The 24694-nt window shown below is 65.6% G+C and carries 24 protein-coding genes; 18 read left to right on the top strand and 6 right to left on the bottom strand.

All coding sequences use genetic code 11. From position 1 onward, the window contains the following. Positions 1 to 44: 44 nt before the first annotated feature. From ACX3O0_RS03440 to ACX3O0_RS03460, 5 genes are all read left to right on the top strand, one after another. Complete coding sequence (locus ACX3O0_RS03440; RefSeq protein ID WP_459091004.1) at positions 45 to 716, top strand: TetR/AcrR family transcriptional regulator; 672 nt, start codon at positions 45 to 47, stop codon at positions 714 to 716. Between the two features lie 186 nt (positions 717 to 902). Then, entirely contained in the window at positions 903 to 1727 is an 825-nt protein-coding gene (locus ACX3O0_RS03445) for an ABC transporter ATP-binding protein (protein ID WP_459091006.1), read from the top strand. Next, the gene (locus ACX3O0_RS03450) at positions 1724 to 2419 is read left to right on the top strand and encodes an ABC transporter permease (protein WP_459091008.1); all 696 of its coding nucleotides are present in this window, start codon (positions 1724 to 1726) and stop codon (positions 2417 to 2419) included. Before ACX3O0_RS03445 ends, ACX3O0_RS03450 begins: the two co-directional genes overlap by 4 nt. A gap of 2 nt (positions 2420 to 2421) precedes the next feature. Continuing rightward, positions 2422 to 3168 carry an ABC transporter permease gene (locus tag ACX3O0_RS03455; protein WP_459106808.1) on the top strand — a complete coding sequence of 249 codons (747 nt, stop codon included), beginning with the start codon at positions 2422 to 2424 and terminating at the stop codon, positions 3166 to 3168. 2 nt (positions 3169 to 3170) lie between these two features. After that, positions 3171 to 4085 carry an ABC transporter substrate-binding protein gene (locus ACX3O0_RS03460; protein WP_459106809.1) on the top strand — a complete coding sequence of 305 codons (915 nt, stop codon included), beginning with the start codon at positions 3171 to 3173 and terminating at the stop codon, positions 4083 to 4085. A 40-nt stretch (positions 4086 to 4125) separates the two neighbouring features. Here the strand turns inward: ACX3O0_RS03460 and ACX3O0_RS03465 are convergent, their stop codons facing one another. Beyond that, positions 4126 to 4827: a DedA family protein gene (locus ACX3O0_RS03465; RefSeq protein WP_459106810.1), complete on the bottom strand. Its 702-nt coding sequence runs from the start codon at positions 4825 to 4827 to the stop codon at positions 4126 to 4128. Between the two features lie 10 nt (positions 4828 to 4837). Beyond that, on the bottom strand, positions 4838 to 5653 hold the full coding sequence (locus ACX3O0_RS03470; RefSeq protein WP_459106811.1) for an aminotransferase class IV: 816 nt from the start codon (positions 5651 to 5653) through the stop codon (positions 4838 to 4840). An 11-nt stretch (positions 5654 to 5664) separates the two neighbouring features. On the opposite strand from ACX3O0_RS03470, the gene pabB reads away from it, so the two are divergent. From pabB to ACX3O0_RS03500, 6 genes are all read left to right on the top strand, one after another. Further along, positions 5665 to 7056, top strand: coding sequence for an aminodeoxychorismate synthase component I (gene pabB / locus ACX3O0_RS03475; RefSeq protein ID WP_459106812.1), 1392 nt, complete (start codon positions 5665 to 5667; stop codon positions 7054 to 7056). A gap of 75 nt (positions 7057 to 7131) precedes the next feature. Further along, the gene (gene leuS / locus ACX3O0_RS03480; protein WP_459106813.1) at positions 7132 to 9723 is read left to right on the top strand and encodes a leucine--tRNA ligase; all 2592 of its coding nucleotides are present in this window, start codon (positions 7132 to 7134) and stop codon (positions 9721 to 9723) included. A 115-nt stretch (positions 9724 to 9838) separates the two neighbouring features. Further along, positions 9839 to 10450, top strand: a complete 612-nt coding sequence (locus ACX3O0_RS03485) for a helix-hairpin-helix domain-containing protein (protein ID WP_459106814.1) — start codon at positions 9839 to 9841, stop codon at positions 10448 to 10450. A gap of 2 nt (positions 10451 to 10452) precedes the next feature. Continuing rightward, the gene (locus tag ACX3O0_RS03490; RefSeq protein WP_459106815.1) at positions 10453 to 12816 is read left to right on the top strand and encodes a ComEC/Rec2 family competence protein; all 2364 of its coding nucleotides are present in this window, start codon (positions 10453 to 10455) and stop codon (positions 12814 to 12816) included. A 35-nt stretch (positions 12817 to 12851) separates the two neighbouring features. After that, a complete protein-coding gene (gene holA, locus ACX3O0_RS03495) occupies positions 12852 to 13907 on the top strand; it encodes a DNA polymerase III subunit delta (RefSeq protein WP_459106816.1) in 1056 nt (351 codons plus the stop codon). A gap of 306 nt (positions 13908 to 14213) precedes the next feature. Continuing rightward, positions 14214 to 14681, top strand: a complete 468-nt coding sequence (locus tag ACX3O0_RS03500; RefSeq protein WP_459106817.1) for an HNH endonuclease signature motif containing protein — start codon at positions 14214 to 14216, stop codon at positions 14679 to 14681. A gap of 204 nt (positions 14682 to 14885) precedes the next feature. Here ACX3O0_RS03500 and rpsT read toward each other — a convergent pair whose 3' ends face one another. Both rpsT and ACX3O0_RS03510 read right to left on the bottom strand, forming a co-directional pair. Then, positions 14886 to 15146, bottom strand: a complete 261-nt coding sequence (rpsT, locus tag ACX3O0_RS03505; protein WP_459106818.1) for a 30S ribosomal protein S20 — start codon at positions 15144 to 15146, stop codon at positions 14886 to 14888. A 235-nt stretch (positions 15147 to 15381) separates the two neighbouring features. After that, positions 15382 to 16380, bottom strand: a complete 999-nt coding sequence (locus ACX3O0_RS03510) for an LPXTG cell wall anchor domain-containing protein (RefSeq protein WP_459106819.1) — start codon at positions 16378 to 16380, stop codon at positions 15382 to 15384. Between the two features lie 189 nt (positions 16381 to 16569). Here ACX3O0_RS03510 and lepA point away from each other — a divergent pair, with 189 nt between their 5' ends. From lepA to hemW, 3 genes are read left to right on the top strand one after another with little or no spacing between them, the layout of a single operon-like run. Further along, positions 16570 to 18435 (top strand): translation elongation factor 4, encoded by a 1866-nt coding sequence (gene lepA / locus ACX3O0_RS03515; RefSeq protein WP_459091034.1) that lies wholly within the window; start codon positions 16570 to 16572, stop codon positions 18433 to 18435. Beyond that, positions 18436 to 19092, top strand: coding sequence for a DUF1990 family protein (locus tag ACX3O0_RS03520; RefSeq protein WP_459106820.1), 657 nt, complete (start codon positions 18436 to 18438; stop codon positions 19090 to 19092). 6 nt (positions 19093 to 19098) lie between these two features. Next, positions 19099 to 20319: a radical SAM family heme chaperone HemW gene (hemW, locus tag ACX3O0_RS03525; protein ID WP_459106821.1), complete on the top strand. Its 1221-nt coding sequence runs from the start codon at positions 19099 to 19101 to the stop codon at positions 20317 to 20319. Positions 20320 to 20328: 9 nt separating this feature from the next. Here hemW and ACX3O0_RS03530 read toward each other — a convergent pair whose 3' ends face one another. Together ACX3O0_RS03530 and ACX3O0_RS03535 are read right to left on the bottom strand one after the other, a co-directional pair. Beyond that, the gene (locus ACX3O0_RS03530) at positions 20329 to 20703 is read right to left on the bottom strand and encodes a DUF4870 domain-containing protein (protein ID WP_459106822.1); all 375 of its coding nucleotides are present in this window, start codon (positions 20701 to 20703) and stop codon (positions 20329 to 20331) included. Positions 20704 to 20773: 70 nt separating this feature from the next. Next, positions 20774 to 21163, bottom strand: a complete 390-nt coding sequence (locus tag ACX3O0_RS03535; protein WP_459106823.1) for a DUF4870 domain-containing protein — start codon at positions 21161 to 21163, stop codon at positions 20774 to 20776. Between the two features lie 211 nt (positions 21164 to 21374). On the opposite strand from ACX3O0_RS03535, the gene hrcA reads away from it, so the two are divergent. Genes hrcA through ACX3O0_RS03555 form a run of 4 tightly spaced genes read left to right on the top strand, consistent with a single transcriptional unit; the run spans position 21375 to position 24680 of the window. After that, a complete protein-coding gene (gene hrcA / locus ACX3O0_RS03540; RefSeq protein ID WP_459091044.1) occupies positions 21375 to 22397 on the top strand; it encodes a heat-inducible transcriptional repressor HrcA in 1023 nt (340 codons plus the stop codon). Between the two features lie 49 nt (positions 22398 to 22446). Then, positions 22447 to 23547 (top strand): molecular chaperone DnaJ, encoded by a 1101-nt coding sequence (gene dnaJ / locus ACX3O0_RS03545; protein ID WP_459106824.1) that lies wholly within the window; start codon positions 22447 to 22449, stop codon positions 23545 to 23547. Between the two features lie 10 nt (positions 23548 to 23557). Beyond that, a complete protein-coding gene (locus tag ACX3O0_RS03550; protein ID WP_459091048.1) occupies positions 23558 to 24286 on the top strand; it encodes a 16S rRNA (uracil(1498)-N(3))-methyltransferase in 729 nt (242 codons plus the stop codon). A gap of 40 nt (positions 24287 to 24326) precedes the next feature. Then, a complete protein-coding gene (locus tag ACX3O0_RS03555; protein ID WP_459091050.1) occupies positions 24327 to 24680 on the top strand; it encodes a histidine triad nucleotide-binding protein in 354 nt (117 codons plus the stop codon). The last annotated feature ends 14 nt before the right edge of the window (positions 24681 to 24694 follow it).

A 24694-nucleotide genomic window follows, 5' to 3' on the forward strand; every position in this document is an offset into this window, starting at 1 on the left:
AAAACACTCATGTTCGGCGCAGGTCACGGACTGTACAATTCGAGATGATCTACTCAGAGGGAGTCTCATTGGCGCAGCAAAATACCGGCGATTCACAGCCGGCTATCACCTCGAAGCTCCGAAATGAGCCGGTGCAGGCGCGGAGTACGGCGCGACTCACCAGGCTGCTCGACGCGGCCGCCGAGGTCATCGACGAGATCGGATTCGAGCGCCTGACCACCGCCATGGTCGCCGAGCGTGCCGGCGCATCCATCGGCACGGTGTACCGCTATTTCCCCGACCGCATCGCGGTGCTCCAGAGCCTCAGCGTTCGCGCCACGGCTGTTTTCATCGACGAGGTGACCGCGACCCTTCGCAACGAGTCGCACTCCGACTGGTTGCAGGCGATGGACGCCGCCCTCGAACTGCTGCACGAGGCGTTCCGTAACAAGAGCGGCTTCCGCTCGTTGCGGTTCGGAGATGTCATCGACCTGCGAACGGATGAAGGTTCGACGACCAACAGCGCTGTCGTTGCCGACGCGATCGCCGGTGCGCTGGCATCGCGTTTCGAACTCAAGGCCGCAAATCTCGCCTTCACCATCGAAGTCGCCATGACCATGGCGGATGCCCTGCTGGCGCGCTCGTTCGCGGCGGGCTCCGCCAATACGGAGTTCAGCGCCGCAGCGAAGTCTGTTGCGCGCGGCTACCTGATCGAAGAGCTCGGCGCTCCCGACTGAGGCGTCGGGCGCCCGGCTGGCGCGTGAATGCCTGATGGCCAGTGTCTGACGCCCGGTGTTTGACGCCCGGCGACGAGTCGGCGGCCTTCGGGAATGACAGGGCCCACGTTTAGTGTTGACGCAAGGGGTAAGTCAACCCGCGTCGCAGCACCAGGCCTGTGTCCTCGAGATAAGGGAGCCGACCGAATGATCGAATTTCGCAACGTCTCGAAGACGTTCCCTGATGGCACAACGGCTGTTGACGACTTCAGCCTGGTCATACCCTCTCGCAAGACCACGGTGCTGGTCGGCTCATCCGGCTGTGGCAAGACGACCATCCTGAGAATGATCAACCGCATGGTGGAGCCGAGCGGCGGCGCCATCGAGATCGACGGCGAAGACGTGGCAACCCTCAACCCGGTGACGTTGCGGCGCCGCATCGGCTACGTCATGCAGAACTCCGGCCTTCTCCCGCACCGCAAGGTGATCGACAACGTCGCAACCGTTCCGCGGCTCGAAGGGGTGCCCCGCAAGCAGGCGAACGAGCGCGCACTCGAACTTCTCGACACCGTCGGGCTGTCTCGCGACCTCGCCGACCGGTATCCCAGTCAACTCTCCGGCGGACAACAGCAGCGGGTGGGGGTGGCCCGTGGCCTCGCCGTCGATCCGAACATCCTGCTGATGGACGAGCCATTCGGGGCGGTCGACCCGATCGTGCGCGCCGATCTGCAGCAGGAGTTGCTGCGGCTTCAGCGCGAACTCGACAAGACGATCGTCTTCGTGACCCACGACATCGACGAGGCTTTCCTGCTCGGGCACCAGATCGTGATCCTGCAGAAGGGTGCCGGGATCGCCCAGCGAGGCACGCCGGCAGAGATCATGGCCGAGCCCGCGAACGACTTCGTCGCCACCTTCATCGGCGCCGACCGTGGAAAGCGCGCCCTCAGCATCCGCCGCACCGATGGGCGGGATGTTCTCGTCGACTCGGACGGCAGGCCGGCCGGCGTTCTGGTGGAGACGGCGAACGAGTGAACTGGGTCCTGGACAATCTCGGGCTCATCGGCGGGCTCACGCTCGAGCACGTTCGGCTCAGCATCTCGCCCATCGTGCTCGGGTTGGTCATCTCCCTGCCGCTCGGGTGGCTCGCCTATCGTTTCGCGCTGACCAAGGGGCTGGTGCTGACCCTGGCCGGCCTGCTGTACACGATCCCGTCTCTCGCGCTGTTCATCCTGCTCCCGCCGATACTCGGAATAAGCGCATTGAGTGAACTGAACGTGACCATCGCCCTGACCGTCTACGCGGTGGCGATCATGTCCCGCTCGGTGGCGGATGCGCTGGACTCGGTCGAAGAAGACGTCCGGCAGTCGGCCACAGCCCTCGGTTACTCGGCCTGGCGGCGGTTCTGGGCGGTAGAGCTGCCGCTGGCCGGTCCTGTCATCCTGGCGGGCCTGAGGGTGACCGCGGTGAGCACGGTGAGCCTGGTGACCGTCGGCATCCTGATCGGGGTGCAGAGCCTCGGGTACCTGTTCACCAATGGATTCCAGCGGCGAATCATGGAAGAAATTGCTGCCGGAGTCGTGATGACCGTCATCGTCGCGCTGCTGTTCGACGTCGCCCTCATGCTGCTCGGGCGCCTGGTGATGCCGTGGACCCGAACGGACGCTACGCGAGCGGGAACCAATGGTGCACGCCTTCGCCGCACCAGCGAACCGGCGGGGGTGTAGTCGTGGAGTTGTTCGCCGAAGCCCTGGCCTGGCTGTTCTCTCCGGAACGCCTCGAGGGCTCGGGCGCCCTCACCGTGCGAATCGGCGAGCACCTGTTCTTCACGGCGATCTCTGTGCTGTTCGCCGCCATCATCGCGATCCCGCTCGGTTATCTCATCGGTCACACCGGCAAGGGCCGCGAGATTGCGGTCGGGATCTCCGGCGCTGCCCGGGCGTTGCCGTCCTTCGGCCTGATCCTGCTGCTCGTCCTGCTGCTCGGGGTGTTGCAGGTGTCCTTCGCGTCAGTTGTCGCGTTCGTGCTCCTGGCGATTCCGTCCATCCTCGCCGGTGCATACTCCGGCATCCAGGCCATCGACCGGAGCACCATCGACGCGGCGCGGGCGATCGGGATGACCGAGTGGCAGATCCTGCTGAAGGTCGAGATCCCGCTCGGGCTGCCGCTGCTCATCGGCGGCCTGCGAAACGGTGCCCTGCAGGTTGTGGCAACAGTGACCCTTGCGGCGTACGTGAACCTGGGCGGTCTCGGGTATGACATTCTTCAGGGCCTTCCGTTGCGCCGTTTCGACCAGATGCTCGGCAGCGCGATCGTGATCATGGTGCTTGCGCTGGTCATTGACGGGTTGTTCGGCCTCCTGCAGAAGCTTGCGGTGCCGCATGGAGTTACCGCAGGGCAACGACAAGAACTCCGTACGCCGCCAACCCGGCGGCGCGCGGTGATGGGAAGTTCCATCGAACTGGAAAGAGGATAGGAATGTTCACGCTAAGGAACAAAGGCCGGCTCGCCATCGGCGCAGCCGTGGTCGGGGTGTCATTGGCCCTGTCAGGGTGCGCATCGGGTGACCCGCTAGACCCGGGTACGGAATCCGATAGCCCCGGCGACACGATTGTCGTCGGCTCGCAGGCGTACTACTCGAACGAGATCATCGCCGAGATCTACGCGCAGGCGCTGGAGGATGCCGGATTCGAAGTGGAGCGCAAGTTCCAGATCGGGCAGCGCGATGCCTACATGCCGGCACTGGAAAGCGGGGAAGTCGATCTCTTCCCCGAATACACCGGAAACCTGCTGCAGTTCTACGATGAGGAGGCCACTGCCACCCAGAGTGACGAGGTATATGCAGAGCTCCAAGGCGTGCTCCCCGACGGGCTGACCGTGCTCGACCAGTCACCGGCCACGGACCAGGACTCCTACAACGTCACGAAGGCATTCGCCGACGAGAACGGTCTCGCGAGTCTGGCCGACCTGGCCGACGTGAGTACCCCGCTGGTGCTGGGCGGTGCTCCCGAGCTTGAGGAACGACCGTACGGGCCGTCCGGGCTTCTCGACGTCTATGGCGTAACTGTCGACTTCGAAGCCACGGGCGATACTACCGTGGACGCGCTTCTCCAGGGCGTGGTCAACATTGCCAATGTCTACAGCGCAGACCCGCGCATCCAGACCGAAGGCCTTGTCACCCTCGACGATCCCGAAGGGCTCTTCCTTGCGTCGAACGTGGTGCCATTGGTCAATGACGATGTGGCGGATGAGGTAGCCGATGTCATCAACGCGGTCAGTGCAGCGCTCACCGCAGAGGGCCTGGTGGCACTCAACGTGCAGAGCACTGTCGACCAGATGTCGTCAGGGGACATCGCAAAGCAGTGGCTGACCGAGAACGGCCTTATCGGCTAGCTGTACTCGCTAGCTGTTTTCGCTAGACCGTGATGCCGAGTCAGTCGTCGGTCTCCGTGACTTCGATTGGCTCGGCATCAATGGTGTTGGCGTCACCGTCGCCCCGATGAGTCATGTACCGGGCCTCGGTGCGCGCCAGTACCTTCTTCACCACCAGCACGATGATGGCGAAGAGAGCGAAGATGCCGGCGAAGACGTAGCCGGCATAGTGCAGTCGCTCCGAAAGTTCCCGATAGCTTTCTGCGGCCGCCCACCCCACCGATGCGTACGCCGTGGCCCAGATGACGCAGGCGGGGACCGTCCACGCCAGGAACTTGCGGTAGCTCATGGTGCTCATCCCCACGGTGAGCGGGACGAGCGAATGGAGCACGGGGAGGAACCGTGAGATGAAGACGGCTATTCCGCCCCGGCGGTCCAGGTAGTTCTCTGCCCGCACCCAATGGTCTTCGCCCAGGCGTCGGCCGAGTCGGCTGGACTGGATTTTCGGACCGAAGTACCTGCCAAGCGCGAAGCCGACGCTTTCGCCCAGCAGTGAGCCCAGGACCACTGCCACGATGAGCGCAACGTATTCGACGACGTTGGCAATTCCGGTGCTCGCGACGATCACCACCGTGTCGCCCGGCACGATCAACCCGATCAGCACAGACGTCTCCAGCGCCATTGCGAGGGCCGCCAGCAGCGTGCGCAGAACAGGGTCCACTCCCTGCACGGTGCTGAGAATCCAGCTCAGGATGTCGTCCACGGGTTAGAGCTTAACGAGCGGGGAGTGCCGGTAGCGGTTTTCTCAGCCGATCAAGACGTGCGCGCCATTGGCCCAGGCGGCCGGGTTCTTCAGCCGGCGAAGGGCCGTCGATCCAGGCGGTGACGATGCGGATGCCATGGAGTGCGCTGAGCGCCCACACCTCCAGGCCATCGAGATCCTCTGGCGGCACCGATTCGTAGTGGACCTCGACGCCCAACGCAGTCGCAAGGGCGATCACACTTCTGGCGGTGACGCTGTCGACGCGCTCCAGGTCGGGTGACGGTGCACACAGGACGTCGCCACGCCACCAGAGCATCGCGCTGTAGGCACCCTCAACGATGAAGCCTTCCGGCGACAGGATGATCGCCTCGTCTGCGCCCCGCTGCTGCGCCTGCGTTCTGGCGTGAAGTAGAGCCGCCGTGTCGGGTCCCTTGATGGTGGGCCGAGTGCGTGGATCGGGGCCGGTGAGGCTGGCCACCGTGACGGAAAGCCTGAGCCCAGGAGCGGGTCGCTGCCGCACCACCAAGGTGGGGGAGCCGCGGAGCAGTTGAAGCTCGACCCTGGGGAACTGGTCGTCGGACCGGGGCGTTGCCGCGAGGGCCGCGGACCAGAAGTCGCCGAGCCTCAGTTCAGCAGCCTGCTCAGGCAATTGCAGGTCAACGGCGGCGAAGAACCGGTCCCGGTGGAGGTCGATCGCCAGGGCTCGGCCGCTGCTGACCAGCCAGGAGTCGGCAGCAAGAATGCGGGTTTCACCCGGGTCGCAATACTCAAGCGGCGTGAGGTTGCCACCCTGCCAGCGGAACAATGCGGTCCCTGTCGTGCTCATAGAGTTAGGGTATGCGCGTTCTGTCCTACCCGGTGACCGACCGACTGCAGCCGAGCGTTGTCTTCGAGGCTGTCTACGGCACCGAGCAGTACGCCGTCTGGCTCGACAGCGGAAGGCATGCCGCGGCCGGCATGAGTGTCATGGGGACGGCTGCCCGCCGGGTGCAAGCCTCAGTTGCCGAGCACACAGTGACCCTTGATGGTGTCACACGAAGCGGAACAATCTTCGAATTCCTGGAAGCGGACCTCGGGCGCCACGGTGTGGCAGAGCATCCGGGATTCGCTCTCGGCTGGGTGGGCTGGCTCGGCTACGAATTGCGAGCCCAAACGATGCAGGTAAAGCTGAGCGGCCAGTCACGGCACCCGGATGCCGCGCTCGTGTTCCTCGACCGCTGCATCGTCTTCGACCACGAGACCGGGTCTGTGGCGCTGAAGGCCCTCGGGGATTCCTGGGACGGAGAACTGCTTGCCTGGCGGGATCAGGTCGTGGGCAGTCTCGCCGAGTTGGCCGGAGGTGGCGAGCGGCACCATCCAGTCCAGGAACAGGCGCAGGCGCCGTCCCCACCGCCCATTGTCGAATGGGTTCACTCCGATGACGAGTACCTTGGCATGATCCGCCAGTGCCAGGACGCGATCACCGCCGGGGATGCCTACCAGCTGTGCCTGACCACTCAAGCGAGCGTGGGAGCGAAGCCGGACCCACTGGCGACCTACCTGGCGCTGAGGGAGTCGAGCCCGACGCACCACGGGGCATACCTGCGGATGGGCGACGTGTCGGTGCTGAGCTCCTCGCCGGAACAGTTCATCTCGGTTTCGCCGTCCGGTGAGGTGCAGACCAGTCCCATCAAGGGCACCCGTCGCCGCGGGGAGAGCGCGGAGGACGACGCCCGCCTGAGGGAGGAACTGCTCGCCAGCGACAAGGAACGCGCCGAGAACCTGATGATCGTCGACCTGATGCGCAACGACATCGGCCGCATCGCGACGGTCGGGTCGGTGCGGGTGTCCAGCCTGCTCACCGTGGAGAGCTATGCCCAGGTGCACCAATTGGTCAGCACCGTTCGCGGAGACCTCGCGGCCGGGGTAAGCGGTGTCGACGCGGTCGTGTCCTGCTTCCCGGCCGGATCCATGACCGGTGCGCCGAAGCGCAGCGCGACCGAGATCCTCGACCGGTTGGAGGGGCGTCCGCGGGGCATCTACTCCGGCGTGCTCGGGTACTTCGGACTGGACGGGCGGATCGACCTCTCCATGGTCATCCGGACCATCGTCATCGATAGGGAAGGTGCGACCGTGGGAGCCGGGGGCGGGATCACGGCGCTTTCCGTTCCGGAGGAAGAGCTCGACGAGGTGTACCTGAAGGCGGCTGCCCTGCTTGAGGTGCTCGGGGTGGGCCGCTCCGTTCGGTAATCTGGAGGCTGGCCATCGCGCGAGAAGAATTCTCGGGCGGTGCACCCTCCCACCCGCAACGAATTGAGTGACCCCGTGGCATCAGAGCATCTGACATCAAAGCGCCTGACACCAGAGCACGGCGACGACGCCGAATACGACGTCGCCCGCATCCAGCAGAAGTGGCAGGCCGTCTGGGATGAACTCAAGCCGTTCGCGGCCGGCGGCGACGACGACGACCGCCCGCGCAAATACATCCTGGACATGTTCCCGTACCCGTCGGGCGACCTGCACATGGGTCACGCGGAGGCGTACGCGCTGGGCGACGTGATTGCACGCTACTGGCGGCAGCAGGGCTTCAACGTGCTGCACCCGATCGGCTGGGACTCGTTCGGGCTGCCGGCGGAGAATGCTGCCATCAAACGGGGAATCGACCCGCGCGGCTGGACCTACGAGAACATCGAACAGCAGAAGCGCAGCATGAAGCTGTACGCCGCATCCTTCGACTGGGACCGGGTGCTCCACACCAGCGACCCCGAGTATTACAAGTGGAACCAGTGGCTGTTCCTGAAGATGTTCGAGAAGGGCCTCGCCTATCGCAAGGACAGCTGGGTCAACTGGTGCCCGAACGACCAGACAGTGCTGGCCAACGAGCAGGTCGTCGACGGCCGTTGCGAACGGTGCGGGTTCCTGGCCGAGAAGAAGAAGCTCACCCAGTGGTACCTGAAGATCACCGACTACGCCGACCGGCTGCTGGACGACCTCAACCAGCTGGAGGGAACCTGGCCGTCGAAGGTCATCAGCATGCAGCGCAACTGGATCGGGCGCTCGCGCGGTGCGGATGTCGACTTCGAGATCGAGGGCAGGGCAGAGCCGATCTCCGTGTTCACCACCCGACCGGACACCCTGTACGGGGCAACCTTCATGGTGGTGGCCCCCGACTCGGAGTTCGCAGCCGAACTGGTCGAAGGAGCATCCGCTGAGGTGAAGGCCGCATTCGCCGCGTACCTCACCGAGGTTCAGAAGAAGACCGAAATCGACAGGCAGGATGCCACGCGGGAGAAGACTGGCGTCTTCCTTGAGCGGTACGCCGTCAACCCGATCAATGGGGAGCGCCTGCCGATCTGGGTCGCCGACTACGTGCTGGCCGACTACGGCCATGGCGCTGTCATGGCGGTGCCGGCACATGACCAGCGCGACCTGGACTTCGCCCGCAAATTCGGCCTGCCGGTGCGCGTGGTAGTCGACACGAACGCCCCGATCACCGGCACGATCCCCGTGCTCGAGACCGACCCAGAGACCGGCGAGGCCATCCTTCCGGACGAGCTTCCTCCGCTCGACCCGGTGTCCACCGGCATCGCGCTGTCGGGTGAGGGGCGGATGACCAACTCCGGCCCCCTGGACGGGCTCAGCAAGTCTCATGCCATCAGCCGGATCATCGAACAACTGGAGAAAGACGGACGCGGTCGCTCGTCCAAGCACTACCGCCTCCGCGACTGGTTGATCTCGCGCCAGCGCTACTGGGGGACGCCGATCCCGATCATCCACGGCGAGAACGGGGAGCTGATTCCGGTACCGGAGGGTCAGCTGCCCGTTACCCTCCCGCCGAGCGAGGGCCTCGACCTGAAGCCGAAGGGCTCGTCACCGCTGGGAGCTGCCGCCGATTGGGTGAACGTGCCCAACCCGAAGGACGGCACCCCGGCCAGGCGCGACCCGGACACCATGGACACCTTCGTCGATTCGTCGTGGTACTTCCTGAGGTTCCTGAATCCTCACGATGACACCCAGGCGTTCGACCCTGCGGCGGCCGACCGGTGGGCGCCGGTCGACCAGTACGTAGGCGGCGTGACGCACGCCATCCTTCACCTGCTCTACGCCCGGTTCATCACCAAGGTGCTGTACGACCTGGGCTACGTCTCGTTCACCGAGCCGTTCAGCGCACTGCTCAATCAGGGAATGGTTCTCATGGACGGCAGCGCCATGAGCAAGTCCAAGGGCAACATCGTGCAGCTGAGCGAGCAGCTCGACGAGCATGGCGTGGATGCCGTGCGGCTCACCATGGCATTCGCCGGCCCTCCGGAAGACGACATCGACTGGGCGGACGTCTCCCCACACGCATCCGCGAAGTTCATCGCCCGCGCATGGAGGCTCTCCGGCGATGTCACCAGCAAGCCCGGAGTGGACTGGAGCACCGGCGACGAGTCGCTGCGCCGGGTGACCCACCGGTTCCTCGCCGAGGCGCCGGCGCTGACCGAGTCCTTCAAGTTCAACGTCGTGGTCGCCCGCATCATGGAGTTGGTGAACGCCACCCGCAAGGCGATCGATGGCGGCGTCGGCGGCGGCGACCCCGCCGTTCGGGAGGCGACCGAGACGGTCGCGCTCGCCCTCAGCCTGTTCTCGCCCTATGTGGCGGAGGAGATGTGGGAGCGCCTGGGTTACCCGGCGCCGGTCGCGTTGGCCGGTTGGCGCAAGGCCGACCCGGTGCTGCTGGTGGAGACCTCGGTCACCGCGATCGTGCAGGTCGACGGGAAGGTGCGTGACCGCCTCGAGGTGAGTCCCAGCATCGACCCGGCTGAGCTGGAAGCCCTGGCACGGGCGTCGGATGCTGTTCAGCGCGCGGTCGGCGATCGCACCATCACCGGAGTCACCGTCCGCGCTCCGCGGGTGGTGAGCCTGTCGACCAAGTAGGGGAGGTAGGGCCACCGGAAGACCGGTAGTCCTCCATTGCCCGCACGGTGCGGTTCTGTGCACAGAGACGCGCCGATGGCCTTCTGGTCGGAATGCGGCTGGTTAGCGTCGTGGGATGAGCACCCCCCGCTCGGGCACCCCCGGCTCCCTGAGCACCCGCCGCCCCCTGAGCCTGTCGAAGGGTGCGGTCTTCGTTCTCCTCCTGATCGCGATCGCGATCGCCGTCCTGATCTCCGCGCTCGGCTCCCACGGAACGTCGGAACCCGTCGGCACGGTGCGTTCAGCATCCGCTCCTGAGCGGATGCAGGCGACCATCTATGTGCACCTGCTGGGGGAAGTCGCCACCCCGGGGTTGTACCAATTGCCGGAGGGCTCCCGTGCGGTGGATGCTGTGGCCGCGGCCGGCGGCTTCATCGAGGGCGCCGATCGGACCAGCCTCAACCTGGCCCGCATCCTGTCCGATGGCGAGCAGGTGTATGTGCCGAAGGAGGGCGAGGCGCCATCCGCCCGGCCTGGCGCGATCGGGACGATCGCCGGCAAGGTCAACCTGAACACCGCCGACGCGGCGGCACTCGAGACCCTTCCCCGGGTCGGGCCGGCGATGGCGGCACGCATCATCGCCTGGCGAGCGGCCAACGGGCGATTCTCGGCCGTGGAAGACCTCAAAAGCGTGAGCGGCATCGGCGACAAGACCTTTGAGGCCATGCGGGACCTCATCACGATATGAAGGTGGATGCCCGACTGGCGCTGCCCGCCGCTGTCGGGTGGGCCGTGCTGGCGATCGTCATCGCCGCACCGGCGGCACTGCCCTGGACGGCAGGCGGATGCTGGCTGGTCGCGGCGTTCGGACTGATGGCAACACGGTGGCTGCGGATCCGAATGCGCGCGGTGGCCCTGAGCCTGGTACTCGGCGGGGCACTGGCGGCCATGATGCTCACCTCAGCGGCAATCTCGGCGCCCAGCCGGTGGCCGGAGCCGCTGGTGGATGCTGTCGGCAGCGGCGCGGTGGTCCGGGCTGTTGCCAGCACGACGCAGGCGACGGACAACCGTGACGGCAGGTTCACCGCGACGCTGATGAGGGGCACTGTGGCGGGTTCGGAGTTCACCGCCTCAGCTCCTGTGTTGGTCTTCGGTGCAGCCGAAACCCCGGTCGGTATCGGTGCCGAGCTGCAATTGACTGGAACCCTGGGCCAGGCTGACCACGCCGGGAACGTGGCCTTCCTGTTCTTCCTGACCGATGACGCATCGGTGGAGCGAGGACCACCGTGGCTCATCAGGGCGACCGGTGGCCTGCGCGACGGGTTCCGTGACCTGGCAACGTCGCTGCCCGGCGACGGCGGCGACCTGCTTCCCGGCCTGGCCATCGGCGACACCGGCGCGGTAACCGAGTCCCTGGATTCCGCGATGAAAGCGTCATCACTCAGCCACCTCACCGCCGTCTCCGGAGCGAACTGCGCCGTCATCATCGCGCTGGTCGTCTTCGGCGGTTCGGCGATAGGGCTTTCGCGTTCGGTACGGATCGGCGCGGCGTTGGTAGTACTCGCCGGATTCGTCGTGCTGGTCACGCCGGAGCCCAGCGTGCTTCGGGCCTCCGTCATGGCAGCGCTCGTGCTTGCCGGTCTCGCCTCCGGTCGCCCGTTGAGAGGGCTGCCGGTGCTGGGTCTTGCCGTCACCGTGCTGCTGGTGATGGACCCCTGGCTGGCACGCAATTTCGGCTTCGTCCTGTCGGTCTGCGCCACTGCAGGACTGCTCCTCTTTGCCGCGCCGCTGGCTCGTGCACTCTCCCGGTGGGTGCCTCTGCCGCTCGCGCTGCTGGTGGCAGTACCCGCCGCGGCTCAGCTGGCCTGCCAGCCTGTGCTCATCCTGCTCACGCCCTCGATTCCGACCTACGGGGTGCTGGCGAACATCCTCGCGGCGCCGGCAGCGTCGGTGGCGACCGTGCTCGGATTGATCGCCTGCGTGACTGCCCCGGTGTTCGCCCCGCTTGGTGCCGTGATGGCCCAGGTGGCGTGGCTGCCCTCAGCCTGGATCGCGGCAGTGGCATCGTTCTTCAGCGCGCTGCCCGGTGCGAGCCTGCCCTGGCTCTCCGGCGTTGCCGGGGTGGCGTTGTGCCTGCTGGCGGGCGCGCTCGCCCTGCTGGCGTGGTTGCTGCCGGCCGGCCGGGCAGGGAAGTGGCGCGCCGCCGCATCCGCCGGCCTGGTGCTCCTGGTCGTCGCATACGTGGGCGTTGCCGGAGGTGAACAACTGCGACGCCGCGTGGCACCGCCCGCGGATTGGGCCGTCGCGGCCTGCGATGTCGGCCAGGGTGACGCGATGCTGGTGCGCAGTTCCGGTCAGGTGGCGCTGATCGACACCGGGCCGGAGCCGGGCCTGCTCGACGAGTGCCTGTCCACCCTTGGAGTCGCCCATATCGACGTGCTGGTTCTCACGCACTTCGATCTCGACCATGTCGGCGGGTCCATGGCGGTGGCCGGTCGAGCCGATCGTGTGCTGGTCGGGCCGAGCGCCGGCCAGGACGATGATCGCGTCGTGCAGCAATTGGCGGATGCCGGCGCGGCCGTCGAGCAGGTGGCAGGCGGTAATACGGGGACGCTGGGGGAGCTGCGGTGGGACGTCCTGTGGCCGCCGGCACGACTGGGCGGCATCGAACCGGGCAACGACGCCAGCGTAGTTCTGCAGTTCACGCCGGCATCCGGATGCGAGCACGGCTGCTTCACCGGCGTATTCCTCGGCGACCTGGGCGAGGAGTCGCAGGGGCGGATGCTCGGAGCAGCCAACCTCGGCGGAGCCGGTCTGGCCGGGGTCGACCTGGTGAAGGTCTCGCACCACGGTTCGCGGGACCAGAACAGTCGGCTCTACGAGACGCTGCGCGCAACCGTCGGCCTGATCGGCGTCGGTGCTGACAACGACTACGGTCATCCGACCGAACAGACGCTCGACCTCCTCGGCGCGACCGGCACGGAGGTGGTGCGCACCGACCGCTCAGGGCTGGCACTGATCTCCTTGCGGGGCGGGGAACTCGTCCTGTGGACCGAGCACGACAGTACCAATACGGGCAGTGCTGATTCGAGCGGTGTCGGCGCACCAGAATAGGCTGGGGTGTCGCCCCCGGTGTCCAGAGGAGTTCCATGGCAGTGCAACGTTCGTCGAAGGCAGGCGCTGCGAAATCGTCGACGTCCCGCACCGGTTCAGCCAAGGCCGCAGCGATTCCCCAGGTCGGCTGGTCGAGCATCCGCCCCGCCCGGGTGGTGCTGGTGTCGGGAACCGAGACACTGCTTGCCGATCGTGCGATCCGCCTTCTTCGCGACACGCTCAAGCTGGAGGATCCGAGCCTCGAGGTCAGCGACCTGGAGGCCGACAACTACGCGCCCGGTGAGTTGATTACCCTCGCCAGCCCCTCCCTGTTCGCCGAACCACGTCTGATTCGCGTCACCAACGTCGAGAAGTGCACTGACGCGTTCATCTCCGAGTGCCTCGAGTACCTGGAGGCGCCGGCCGATGACACCTACCTGGTGCTGCGTCACGCCGGGGGAGTGCGTGGCAAGAAACTGCTCGACGGCATCCGGTCGGGAACCGGCGGCGGCATTGAGGTGGTCTGTGCGGAGCTGAAACGGGAGTCCGACAAGCTCGATTTCGCGCGCGACGAGTTTTCCACGGCGGGCAAGAAGGTCAGCGCTGGGGCGCTCCGTGCGCTGGTGTCTGCTTTCGCGGACGACCTGGCCGAGTTGGCTTCCGCCTGCCAGCAGTTGATCGCGGATGCCGCGGCGGAGGTGACCGAGGCGACGGTCGAGAAATACTATTCCGGCCGGGTCGAGACGAACGCGTTCAAGGTCGCAGACAGCGCCATCGCCGGTCGGCACGGTGAGGCATTGATCCTGTTGCGGCATGCACTCGCCTCGGGGGCCGACCCGGTGCCGATGGTCGCCGCCTTCGCGATGAAGCTGAGGACGATGGCGAAGCTGGTCGGACGGCGGGGCGGGTCTGGCCAGTTGGCTGCGCAGTTCGGCCTTGCGCCGTGGCAGGTCGAGCGCGCCCAGCGCGACCTCCAGGGCTGGACGGAGGCGGGGCTCGGGCGCTGCATCGAATTACTGGCAGAGACGGATGCCGCGGTCAAGGGTGCCGAGCGCGACCCGGTCTTCGCGCTGGAGCGCATGGTCAGCAAGATCGCGGCCCGCGGCGAGTAGCGGGGTAATTCACTTATCGGCTGGTCGGGCGTGTCGAGGCCTCCGTCGGGTTGCGCGACTGAGGCTGGTCGAGCTCGTCGGGAAACTACCGGACGGGATGTCGGAGCTGATCCTGGTGTTGCCGACCCTGCTGGCCGCCGGCGTCTGGGACCGGCTCACTACTCAGGCCAGAACTTTGTCCCGGGCCGGAGACCGCGCTCGTTTGACCAGTTGCGGGCCGATCTGGCCACCGACCTGCTCCTGACCGGGGGGCTGGACGGGACGGACGGGTCCCCACACGCGTTGGCTCGGGGGATCACTGCGGAGGTGGCCATTGTCATCCCCGCCCTGACCTTGCTTGGTGAGGGTGATGAGCCGGCGACCCTGGCCGGTGCGGGGCCGATCGGGTTGGCCGAAGCGAAACTGTTGGCGGCCCAGGTCCCGTCGATGGTGCGGATCCTCACCCACCCCACCAGTGATCTGGTGTTATCGGTCGATACGTATCGGCCGTCGGAGAAACTCCGAAGGTTCCTCCGGATCCGGGACGGTCGGTGTCGATTCCCGGGCTGCACCCGACCGCCGAACCGGTGCGATCTCGACCACACCGTGGCCGCCGACGTCGGCGGACCCACCACCGTGGATAACCTGGCCCATCTATGCCGCGGCGATCACACCCTGAAACATCACGGCGGGTGGAGCGTGAAACAACTGGCACCCGGGGTGTTGGAGTGGACCAGCCCCAACGGGTACGTCCACACCGACAAACCCGACCCCACCGTCCACTTCGCCGCCTAACCCTGGCTGGCCGCTGGGGATTTCGACAAGCTCAACCAGCGAGGCACATGCTCAACCAGCTGAGGCGGGTTGAGCACCCCCAGGCTGGTTGAGCTTGTCGAAACCCATCGAGCCCGCCGAGATCCCCGGCTCACGCCACGAACTGCGCAGGCCAACAAAAACCCCGCCTCACGAGGAGACGGGGTTCTTGTTCAGCTGGTGTGCCTACAGGGCGTTGACCTGCTTGGCGATGGCCGACTTCTTGTTGGCGGCCTGATTCTTGTGGATGACTCCCTTGCTGGCGGCCTTGTCGAGCTTCTTCGAGGCGAGGAGGAGGGCGGCTGCGGCCTTCTCCTTGTCCCCGGCAACGACAGCGGCGCGGGTGGCGCGGATGGCGGTGCGAAGCTCGGCCTTGAATGCCTTGTTGCGATCCGTCGCCTTCTTGTTGGTGAGGATGCGCTTGATCTGCGACTTGATGTTTGCCACTTAGGGTTCTTTCTCTAGTTCTGGACGGTGTTTGGCAGCTGTGGCCGAGACGAAGTAGAGGGCATCGTTCCGATTGAGAGCTGCGATTCGCACCCGTGATCGTGGGAAATGAACGCGGTGCGCAAGCCAAGCGTCAACTTTACCAGAGGAAGCGCCTGTTTCGGCAATCGTCTGATGTGGTCGGGCATGCGAAAGGGGCGAGCCCAACGGGCCCGCCCCTTCCGGATACTACTGTCTAGCGACGGTGGGCTGCCGCGCGACGGCGGCCGGCCAGTACGAGGCCAGCGCCGAGCAGGAGCATTACTCCGCCGGCAGCGATGGCCGGCGTGAAGTCCGTACCGGTTGCGGCGAGTGTCGCTGGGTTAGCGGTGACGGCGAACGAGCCCGAGGTCATGACGCCTGAGCTGAGACCGCGCGCACCGAGGTAATAGGTGCCCGCAACCAGGGAGGCTTCGCTGTACGCAACGGTTACCGAGCCGTTGGCGTCAGCGGTGAAGGACCCTGGGATCGCTCCGCCGGAGCCGCCGTTGCTGAAGGTACCACTCACGCTCTCGCCTGGAATGAAGCCGGTGAACACGCCGGACACGCCGGTGGTCCCCATCGCTGCAATGGTGAGTGATGCGGGCGTGACGGCCGCAGTGGGAGCGGGGAGGAACCAGTGCGTGTCGCCCGCCCACGTAACGTGGCTTACCACCGCACCAGCCGGTGCGATCAGGCCGAACGCGAGGATCTCGTAATCATCGCCCAAGGCAGCAAGCTCGGCGACGTACTCGGGAATCGTGTGGCTCGTTCCCGCTGCGAAGCTGCCGACGGCTCCACTGGTGGTCCACCCGGCGAGCGGGTTGAGCCCGACCGGTCCAAAGTTGTCCGGGCGAAGGGTGGTAAACCCGGTGTCAGCCACTCCGTCTGTGAAGAGTGGGATCTGGAAGTTCGCGTTGCCGCTGACGACACCGAAGTCCGCTCCATCTACGAGCGCACCGAGATCGGTGGTGGGCGTTGTCCCGTTCAGAATCTGTGTGTTACCGGTGATTGTCAACCCATTGACGCCTGAGGTAACCGTTCCCGTCGAGCCGGCTCCGATGAACCAGCCTGCGGGGTAAGACGCGCCTTCGACACCGAACTCGCTGTCGTCTACATAGAGGTCGGCGGCACTTGCGGAGCCTCCGATGGCGAGCGTTGACACGCCTACAAGGGCTGCGGCAGCCCCGACGGCGAGCATGCGGGAAAACTTCATGTCGTGTGTGTTCCTTACTTTCGGGTCGCGCAAAAACAACGATTCCTCGAACGCTACTCCGTCTTGGGGCAGATATACCGGATTTTCGAAAAGTTCTTCATAACGAATTGCTCTCAGCTAGTGCACACTGCGCTCGCTCGCGGGCATGGGAGAATTGGACGACTCTTCCCAGCAACCCCTGAGGTACACGTGAGCCCCAAAGCATTGAAGGCCCTTGAACCGGCATCGACCGACCCCGCCTTCATCCGCAACTTCTGCATCATCGCCCACATCGATCACGGCAAGTCGACCCTCGCCGACCGGATGCTGCAGGTGACCGGCGTGGTCAGCGACCGCGACATGCGTGCGCAGTACCTGGACCGGATGGACATCGAGCGCGAACGCGGCATCACCATCAAGAGCCAGGCAGTGCGGATGCCCTGGGCCCTCGAGCAGGCTGAGGGACCGGACCAGGTCTATGCCCTCAACATGATCGACACTCCCGGCCACGTCGACTTCACCTACGAGGTGTCCCGCAGCTTGGCGGCCTGCGAGGGCGCCATCCTGCTGGTGGATGCGGCCCAGGGCATTGAGGCGCAAACTCTTGCGAACCTCTACCTCGCGCTGGCGAACGACCTCACGATCATCCCGGTGCTGAACAAGATCGACCTTCCGGCCGCCGACCCCGACAAGTACGCGAAGGAGCTGGCCGGCCTCATCGGAGGCTCACCCGACGACGTGCTTCGGGTGTCCGGCAAGACGGGTGTCGGAGTTCCCGAGCTGCTGGATCGCGTCACCAAGCTCATTCCGCCACCGGTCGGCGACGCATCCGCCCCTGCACGCGCCATGATCTTCGACTCCGTCTACGACAGCTACCGCGGTGTCGTCACCTACGTGCGGATGATCGACGGCAAGCTGAGCCCTCGCGAGAAGGTCCAGATGATGTCCACGAGGGCAACCCACGAGATCCTCGAAATCGGCGTCAGTTCGCCAGAACCGACCCCCAGTCAGGGGCTAGGCATCGGCGAGGTCGGCTACCTGATCACCGGCGTGAAGGATGTTCGCCAGTCGAAGGTCGGGGACACCGTCACTACGGCCGCGAAGCCGGCAACCCAGGCGCTGCCCGGCTACACGGAGCCCAAGCCGATGGTCTTCTCCGGGCTGTACCCGATCGACGGGAGCGACTATCCGGTGCTTCGCGAGGCACTGGACAAGCTGAAGCTGTCGGATGCGTCCCTCGTCTACGAGCCGGAGACATCCGTCGCCCTCGGTTTCGGATTCCGCTGCGGCTTCCTCGGCCTGCTGCACCTGGAGATCATCACCGAACGGCTCGAGCGCGAGTTCGACCTCGACCTGATCGCCACAGCGCCTTCGGTGATCTATGAGGTGACCACCGACGACAAGAAGTCGGTCACCGTCACCAACCCGAGCGAATTCCCCGGCGGCAAGATCGCCTCAGTGACCGAGCCGATGGTGAAGGCGGCCATCCTGGCGCCGAAAGACTACGTCGGCGTCATCATGGAACTCTGCCAGGGCCGCCGCGGAGCGCTGCTCGGCATGGACTACCTCGGTGAGGACCGAGTGGAGATCCGCTACAGCATGCCGCTCGGCGAGATCGTCTTCGACTTCTTCGATCAGCTCAAGAGCAAGACGGCGGGCTACGCGTCGCTCGACTATGAGCCCAGCGGTCAGCAGGAAGCCGACCTGGTGAAAGTCGACATCCTGTTGCAGGGCGAACAGGTCGACGCGTTCAGCGCGATCGTGCACCGCGACAAGGCGTACGCCTACGGTGTGCTGATGACCGGGCGACTGCGTGAGCTGATCCCGCGGCAACAATTCGAGGTGCCCATCCAGGCGGCCATCGGCGCTCGAATCATCGCTCGCGAGAGCATCCGCGCCATCCGCAAGGACGTCCTGGCCAAGTGCTACGGCGGCGACATCACCCGCAAGCGCAAACTTCTGGAGAAGCAGAAGGAGGGCAAGAAGCGGATGAAGATGGTCGGCCGCGTCGAAGTACCTCAGGAGGCTTTCATCGCGGCGCTCTCCGGCGATACGGAGAAGAAGGAAAAGAAGTAGATGAGCAGGGCCCAGTGGTGGAATCGGCCGGTCACCTACGCGGCGGTGGGCGGCACCAAGGCCGCTGACCTGATGGCTTACCCGCCGTCCGGATACCGGCCGTTCGAGAAGCGTGCGCGCATCGGTCACGGCCCCGCGCGCTGGGAGTATGCCTGGGCAGCCGCGCTGTCCTGGGGCATCCAGACGAACAGCGGCTTCCTGGTCGATGTGACGGAGACTCCGGATGCCGTGACCGGCCTCACCTACACCCCCGTCGAGTTCGACACCGGGGGAGTTCCGGTAAAGCCGGCGAGCACCGAAACGCCGGACGAGCTCACCTTCGGCCCTGACGGCACGGAGTTCGTGGTCCCAGGGGTGACTGCCAAGCTGTCCATACCGGTGGGCCCGCTCCGCATCGGCGCGCCGTGCCGGGTCGTCTACATCGTCGATGAGAAGGACCGCAAGGGGTTCGCCTACGGCACCCTGGCCGGGCATCCGGAGAGCGGTGAGGAGGCGTTCATCGTGGAGCGCACCGACGACGGATCGGTGTGGCTCACCATCCGCGCGTTCTCCCGTCCGGCGAATGTCGGCTGGTGGCTCGCGTACCCGGTACTGCGTATCGCGCAATGGTTCTACACCCGCCGCTATTTCAAGGCGTTGACCGGACCGGTCGACTGAACCCAGATGCCCTCCGCCCTGCCCATCGCCGATCCGGCCCCTGCCGACGGAAACCTGCCCGCCTCGGTCGCGCTCGACGCTGAGAACCGCAACTTCGGCGTCTACCTGCACGTGCCGTTCTGTCGCGTCCGCTGCGGGTACTGCGACTTCAACACCTACACCTCGGAGGAGCTGCGCGGCGCCAAGCGCAGCGATTATGCCGGTCAGGCCATGCAGGAGGTGGGGCTCGCCGCACAGGTGATGGACGCTGCCGGATTGCCCAGCCGACCCGTTTCGACGGTCTTCTTCGGCGGAGGAACACCCACCCTGCTCCCCGCCGCGGATCTCGCGGCGATGCTGGGGTCGGTGGCGGATGCCTGGAACCTGGCAGCGGATGCCGAAATCACCACCGAGGCCAACCCAGACTCTGTCGACCTCGAGTACCTGCTCAGGCTGAAGCGTGCCGGATTCACGCGCGTCTCGTTCGGCATGCAGTCGGCGGTGCCCCACGTGCTCGCCACGCTGGAGCGCACCCACGATCCGGAGCGGGTCCCGCTGGTTGTCGCCTGGGCCAGGGAGGCGGGCCTGGACGTCAGCCTCGACCTCATCTACGGAACGCCGGGGGAGACCCTGGACGATTGGCGGCGCTCCCTCGAGCACGCGATCGCCCAGCAGCCGGACCACTTGTCCGCCTACTCCCTGATCATCGAAGACGGCACCAAGCTGGCGCGCCAGATTCGTCGCGGCGAGGTCGACCAGCCAGACGAAGACCTGCAGGCCGACATGTACGAACTGGCGGACACCCTGCTGGATGCCGCCGGGTACGAGTGGTACGAGGTGAGCAACTGGGCCCGGAACGGCCATCGCTCACTCCACAACCTCGCCTACTGGCAGGGTCACGACTGGTGGGGAGTCGGTCCGGGTGCCCACAGCCATATCGGAGGCGTCCGCTGGTGGAACGTCAAGCATCCGGCCGCCTACGCCGACCGCATCCTGGCCGGGCACTCCCCGGCCGCCGGACGGGAGACCCTCGATGATGAAACCCGGCGGGTCGAACGCGTGCTCCTGCTGACTCGCATCCGTGACGGGCTTCGGATCGGCGAGCTTCCGGCATCCGGTCGCACCGCCGTCGCCGGCCTCATCGCCGACGAGCTGGTTAACGCAGCAGCCGCCCTGCGCGGGTCAATCGAGTTGACGCTGCGTGGGCGGCTGCTGGCGGACGCCGTTGTCCGAAGGTTGGTCCAGTAGCTTCGAAACCTACTTGATCAGCGGAATCGACAACGGGTAGTTGTAGTACTCACCGTTGGTCGCCTTCACCGCGGCGATGATGCTGAACACGATGATGACGATGCTGACAGCCATGAGGATCACGAACCCGATCAGCACGAATAGCGTCAGGAGCCCAACCACCGCTGCAATGGTCATGGTGATCTGGAAGTTGAGCGCAGACTGCGTGTGAGCGCGGACGAACGGGCCACGGTCCTTCAGCACCAGGTATCCGATCAGTGGAGAGATCACCCCGAGGAAGATACCGCCAATGTGCACGAGCGTCGCCCACAGCTTCTCGTCGCGGGGGCTCATCGGCTGGACGGGCTGGTAGTCGCCGGGAGGCGGTGGGGCTGAATTGGTCATGGGTCCATTAAAGCAAGAAAGGCCGGGACTGTGTGTCCCGGCCCGCTCGCTGTACGTGACGAACCGACTGCTACTTGATGAAGCGGATGTTGATCGGGTAGCGGTAGGCCGCGCCGGCCTTCGCCTTGTTGAAGCCCTGCACGCAGAAGATGATGGTGATCACCCAGAGCGCCAGCGGGAAGATCCAGCTGATGAGAACCCAGAACCCGAACGTGACGGCGGTCAGGATCGCGTTGATGATCATGATCGCGATGTGTCCAATGGTCACCGTGATCTGGAAGTTCAGGGACTCCTTGCCCTCAGCGTTGGTGTGAGCTCCGCGGTCCTTGAAGACCAGCCAGATGATCAGTGGCGGCAGGATCCAGAGGATGCCGCCGAGGTGCGCAAATGACGCCCACTGGTTGTCTTCCGCCTGAGACAGCGGCGCTGCTGCGGCGGGGGAAGGAGCTTGTTCGGTCATTGACTTTGCCTTTCGGTTGCGAGTTGCTGCTAGACATCGGGTAGAGCCTCCTGGCGGGTGAATGCCAGACCCCCATGACGGGGCCGCTAATCAAGCGCACCCATAAGCTAGTGCCGGACACAGCCCTCTGGCAAGGACATCCGGGCGGGTCGAGGCGATACAATTGGCAGTCGGAAGGTAAGAGTGCCAAGAAACTGAGGGTGGGTGCGACATGGTCTCCGAGCGCAGCCTCGAAGTTCTCCGCGTGATCGTTCAGGATTACGTCGCCTCCCGGGAGCCTGTCGGTTCGAAGTCGATTGTCGAGCGCCACTCCTTCGGTGTCTCTGCTGCCACCATCCGCAGCGACATGGCACAGCTCGAAGAAGAGGAGCTGATCACCGCCCCCCACACCTCGTCCGGTCGGGTCCCGACCGATAAGGGTTATCGGGTATTCGTCGACCAGCTTGCCGACTTGCGCCCGCTGACTGCGGCGCAGAGGCATGCCATCGAGGCGTTCCTCGGCCAGTCCACCGACCTCGACGAGGTGCTCGTTCGCACGGTGCGCCTGTTGTCCCAGCTCACGCACCAGGTCGCATTGGTGCAGTACCCATCCCTCACCCGGTCCCGCATCCGCCACATCGAGCTTGTGCTGCTCAGCGACACGCGACTGATGACGGTGCTGATCACCGACACCGGCCGGGTCGAGCAGCGCATCCTCGAAATCACCGCAGGGATGGAAGAAGAGTTCCTCGCAGAGCTGAGGGCGAAGTTCAACGCGGCCCTTGGCGGTCACGAACTGGCCAAAGCGTCCGAGATTCTCGCCGACCTTCCTGACACCTTCTCGGCGGAGCGCCGCGAAACGGTTCGGAAGATCGCGGCCAGACTGATCGAACAGGTTGCGGCCAATCGCCAGGATCGACTGGTGATGGCTGGTGCAGCTAATCTTGTTCGCACCGAAGAAGATTTTCAGGGGAGCATCCTGCCCGTGCTCGAAGCGATCGAGGAGCAGGTCACCCTCCTGAAGCTTTTCGGCGAAATGCAACCGGACCAGCACGGCATGTCGGTGCGGATCGGCGCCGAGAACGCCTCATTCGGCCTCGGTGAGACGTCCGTGGTCGCGACCGGCTACACCTCGTCGGGCGGCGAACTCGCCCGCCTCGGGGTGCTCGGACCGACCCGCATGGACTATTCGAACAACATGGCCGCCATCAGGGCTGTCGCCCGCTACGTGACGCGTCACCTCGGCGAGGCTTGAGCCTCGGCGACCCAGATTCAACAATCCACAACATATTCAAGGAACGGTTTTGGCTGACCATTACGAAGTACTCGGGGTCGAGCGCAGCGCTACGGCTGAAGAGATCAAGAAGGCGTACCGCCGGCTCGCACGTGAGCTGCACCCTGACGTGAATTCCGGGGCGGATGCCGCTGACCGCTTCAAGGAGGTCACTCACGCCTACGACGTGCTGAGCGACCCCAAGCAGAAGCAGCAGTACGACATGGGCGGCCAGGGCGGTTTCGGCGGCGACTTCGGGTTCGGCGATATCTTCGAGACCTTCTTCGGCGGAGGCGGTGGCGGGCGGAACTCGCCACCACGGTCCCGCAGCGAGCGCGGCCAGGATGCGCTGATCCGGGTCGAGGTTGAGCTCGCCGAAGTGATCTTCGGCACCCAGCACGAGGTCGAGGTCGACACTGCGGTGCTGTGCAAGACCTGTCAGGGGTCGTGCTGCGCACCGGGCACCGAGCCGGCAACCTGCGACATCTGCCACGGCAGCGGCCTCATCCAGCGCACCGTTCGCAGCCTCCTCGGCAACGTCATGACGTCCAGCCCGTGCGGCACCTGCCGCGGGTTCGGAACCGTCATCCCCAATCCCTGCGCCACCTGCCAGGGCCAAGGCCGGGTTCGCGCCCGCCGCAAGATCCCGGTGGACATCCCTGCCGGGGTGGACACCGGCATCCGCCTTCAGATGCCGGGCCAGGGCGAGGTGGGGCCTGCCGGTGGACCGCACGGCGACCTGTACCTCGAAATCAAGGTGCGGCACCACGATGTGTTCAGCCGCAACGGTGACGACCTGCTGGCGACGCTCGAGATCCAGATGACGGATGCGATCATGGGCACCAGCGCCTCATTCGAGGCGCTGGACGGCTTCGTGAATCTCGATATCCACCCGGGAACCCAGAGTGCCGAGGTCATCACCGTCAAGGACCGCGGCGTCACCCACCTCAAGGGCACCGGACGCGGAGACCTGAAGATCGGCGTTCAAGTGCTGACCCCCACCAAGCTGAACTCCAAGTCGGAAGAACTGATCAAGCAGTTCGTCAAAGTGCAAAAAGCCGTTCCACCGACGCTCGCGCAGTTCCAGCAGGGGCTGTTCGGCAAGCTTCGCGACCGGTTCCTGAACCTGTAGTCGCGGCATCGTGGCGCACTTCTACCTGAATGAGCTCCTTGAGACGGCCGAGGTCGGCTCGCTGGTGTCCATCGAGGGGGCGGAAGCCAGGCACGCGGTCAGTGTCAGCCGGGTTCAGGTCGGCGAGACGCTGCGGATTGGTAATGGCGCCGGCCTGGTGGTGACGGGCACGGTGGAAACCGCAACGCCACAAGAATTGTCCCTGCGGGTCGCCGGCGCCGAGATGACGCCGGCCGCCAGCCCGGCCGTCTGGCTCGCCCAGGCGCTGGCGAAGGGCGATCGCGACGAGCTGGCTGTGCAGGCCGCGACCGAGCTGGGTGTCGACGGCGTCATCCCCTGGGCCGCGAAGCGCTCGATCGTCAAGTGGGAGGGCGCCAAGGTGCGCAAGGGCCACGATCGGTGGAGCGCGATCGTGCGCGAGGCGAGCAAGCAGTCGATCCGCCCGTGGATTCCGGAAGTATCCGCCCTGGCCTCCACCGGCATGCTCTGCGCACTCGGGGCGGATGCCCGGATGCTCGTGCTCGACCCGCAGGCGGGTTCGCCGCTGTCCGGGATCAAACCCGATGGGCGCGACCTGGTACTGGTGGTCGGGCCGGAGGGCGGAATCTCCGACACTGAGCTGGATCAGTTCGCGCGTGCGGGGGCCGAGCGGGTAAGCCTCGGTTCACCGATCCTGCGCACCTCGACGGCGGGTCCGGCGGCCATCGCCGTGCTCAACACCGCACTCGGGCGCTGGTGAGACAGTGCCGACGATAAACAAACCCGGTTAAGATTGCTGCATGCCTACAGCTGAGCCATCGGTCTTCTCCCGGATCATCGCGCGCGAAATCCCCGCCGACATCCTGTTCGAGAACGACACGGTGATCGCGATTCGCGACATCGCCCCGCAGGCCCCGGTGCACCTGTTGGTGGTGCCGAAGAACCCGGAGTACCGCAACATCGCCGAATTGGCGGCCGGCGACCCAGCCCTGCTGGCCGACATTGTGGCCACGGCGCAGCAACTCGCCGACGAGCATTGCAGCGGAGAATTCCGCCTGGTATTCAACACCGGCTCCTCCGTAGGGCAGACGGTCTTCCACGTGCACGCCCACGTTCTGGGCGGCAACCTTCCGGAAGGCACCCTTGGCGAGTAAGAGAGTGGAAGTCG

Source organism: Homoserinimonas sp. A447 (assembly GCF_054489325.1).

What these genes read in the sequence shown, in the direction of transcription:
- ACX3O0_RS03535 (WP_459106823.1), bottom strand. Translation starts at nt 21,163, where the DNA reads ATGACCGAACAAGCTCCTTCCCCCGCCGCAGCAGCGCCGCTGTCTCAG.
- ACX3O0_RS03460 (WP_459106809.1), top strand. Translation starts at nt 3,171, where the DNA reads ATGTTCACGCTAAGGAACAAAGGCCGGCTCGCCATCGGCGCAGCCGTG.
- ACX3O0_RS03530 (WP_459106822.1), bottom strand. Translation starts at nt 20,703, where the DNA reads ATGACCAATTCAGCCCCACCGCCTCCCGGCGACTACCAGCCCGTCCAG.
- pabB (WP_459106812.1), top strand. Translation starts at nt 5,665, where the DNA reads ATGCGCGTTCTGTCCTACCCGGTGACCGACCGACTGCAGCCGAGCGTT.
- ACX3O0_RS03520 (WP_459106820.1), top strand. Translation starts at nt 18,436, where the DNA reads ATGAGCAGGGCCCAGTGGTGGAATCGGCCGGTCACCTACGCGGCGGTG.
- ACX3O0_RS03485 (WP_459106814.1), top strand. Translation starts at nt 9,839, where the DNA reads ATGAGCACCCCCCGCTCGGGCACCCCCGGCTCCCTGAGCACCCGCCGC.
- ACX3O0_RS03440 (WP_459091004.1), top strand. Translation starts at nt 45, where the DNA reads ATGATCTACTCAGAGGGAGTCTCATTGGCGCAGCAAAATACCGGCGAT.
- ACX3O0_RS03445 (WP_459091006.1), top strand. Translation starts at nt 903, where the DNA reads ATGATCGAATTTCGCAACGTCTCGAAGACGTTCCCTGATGGCACAACG.
- ACX3O0_RS03555 (WP_459091050.1), top strand. Translation starts at nt 24,327, where the DNA reads ATGCCTACAGCTGAGCCATCGGTCTTCTCCCGGATCATCGCGCGCGAA.
- hemW (WP_459106821.1), top strand. Translation starts at nt 19,099, where the DNA reads ATGCCCTCCGCCCTGCCCATCGCCGATCCGGCCCCTGCCGACGGAAAC.
- ACX3O0_RS03470 (WP_459106811.1), bottom strand. Translation starts at nt 5,653, where the DNA reads ATGAGCACGACAGGGACCGCATTGTTCCGCTGGCAGGGTGGCAACCTC.
- ACX3O0_RS03510 (WP_459106819.1), bottom strand. Translation starts at nt 16,380, where the DNA reads ATGAAGTTTTCCCGCATGCTCGCCGTCGGGGCTGCCGCAGCCCTTGTA.
- hrcA (WP_459091044.1), top strand. Translation starts at nt 21,375, where the DNA reads ATGGTCTCCGAGCGCAGCCTCGAAGTTCTCCGCGTGATCGTTCAGGAT.
- holA (WP_459106816.1), top strand. Translation starts at nt 12,852, where the DNA reads ATGGCAGTGCAACGTTCGTCGAAGGCAGGCGCTGCGAAATCGTCGACG.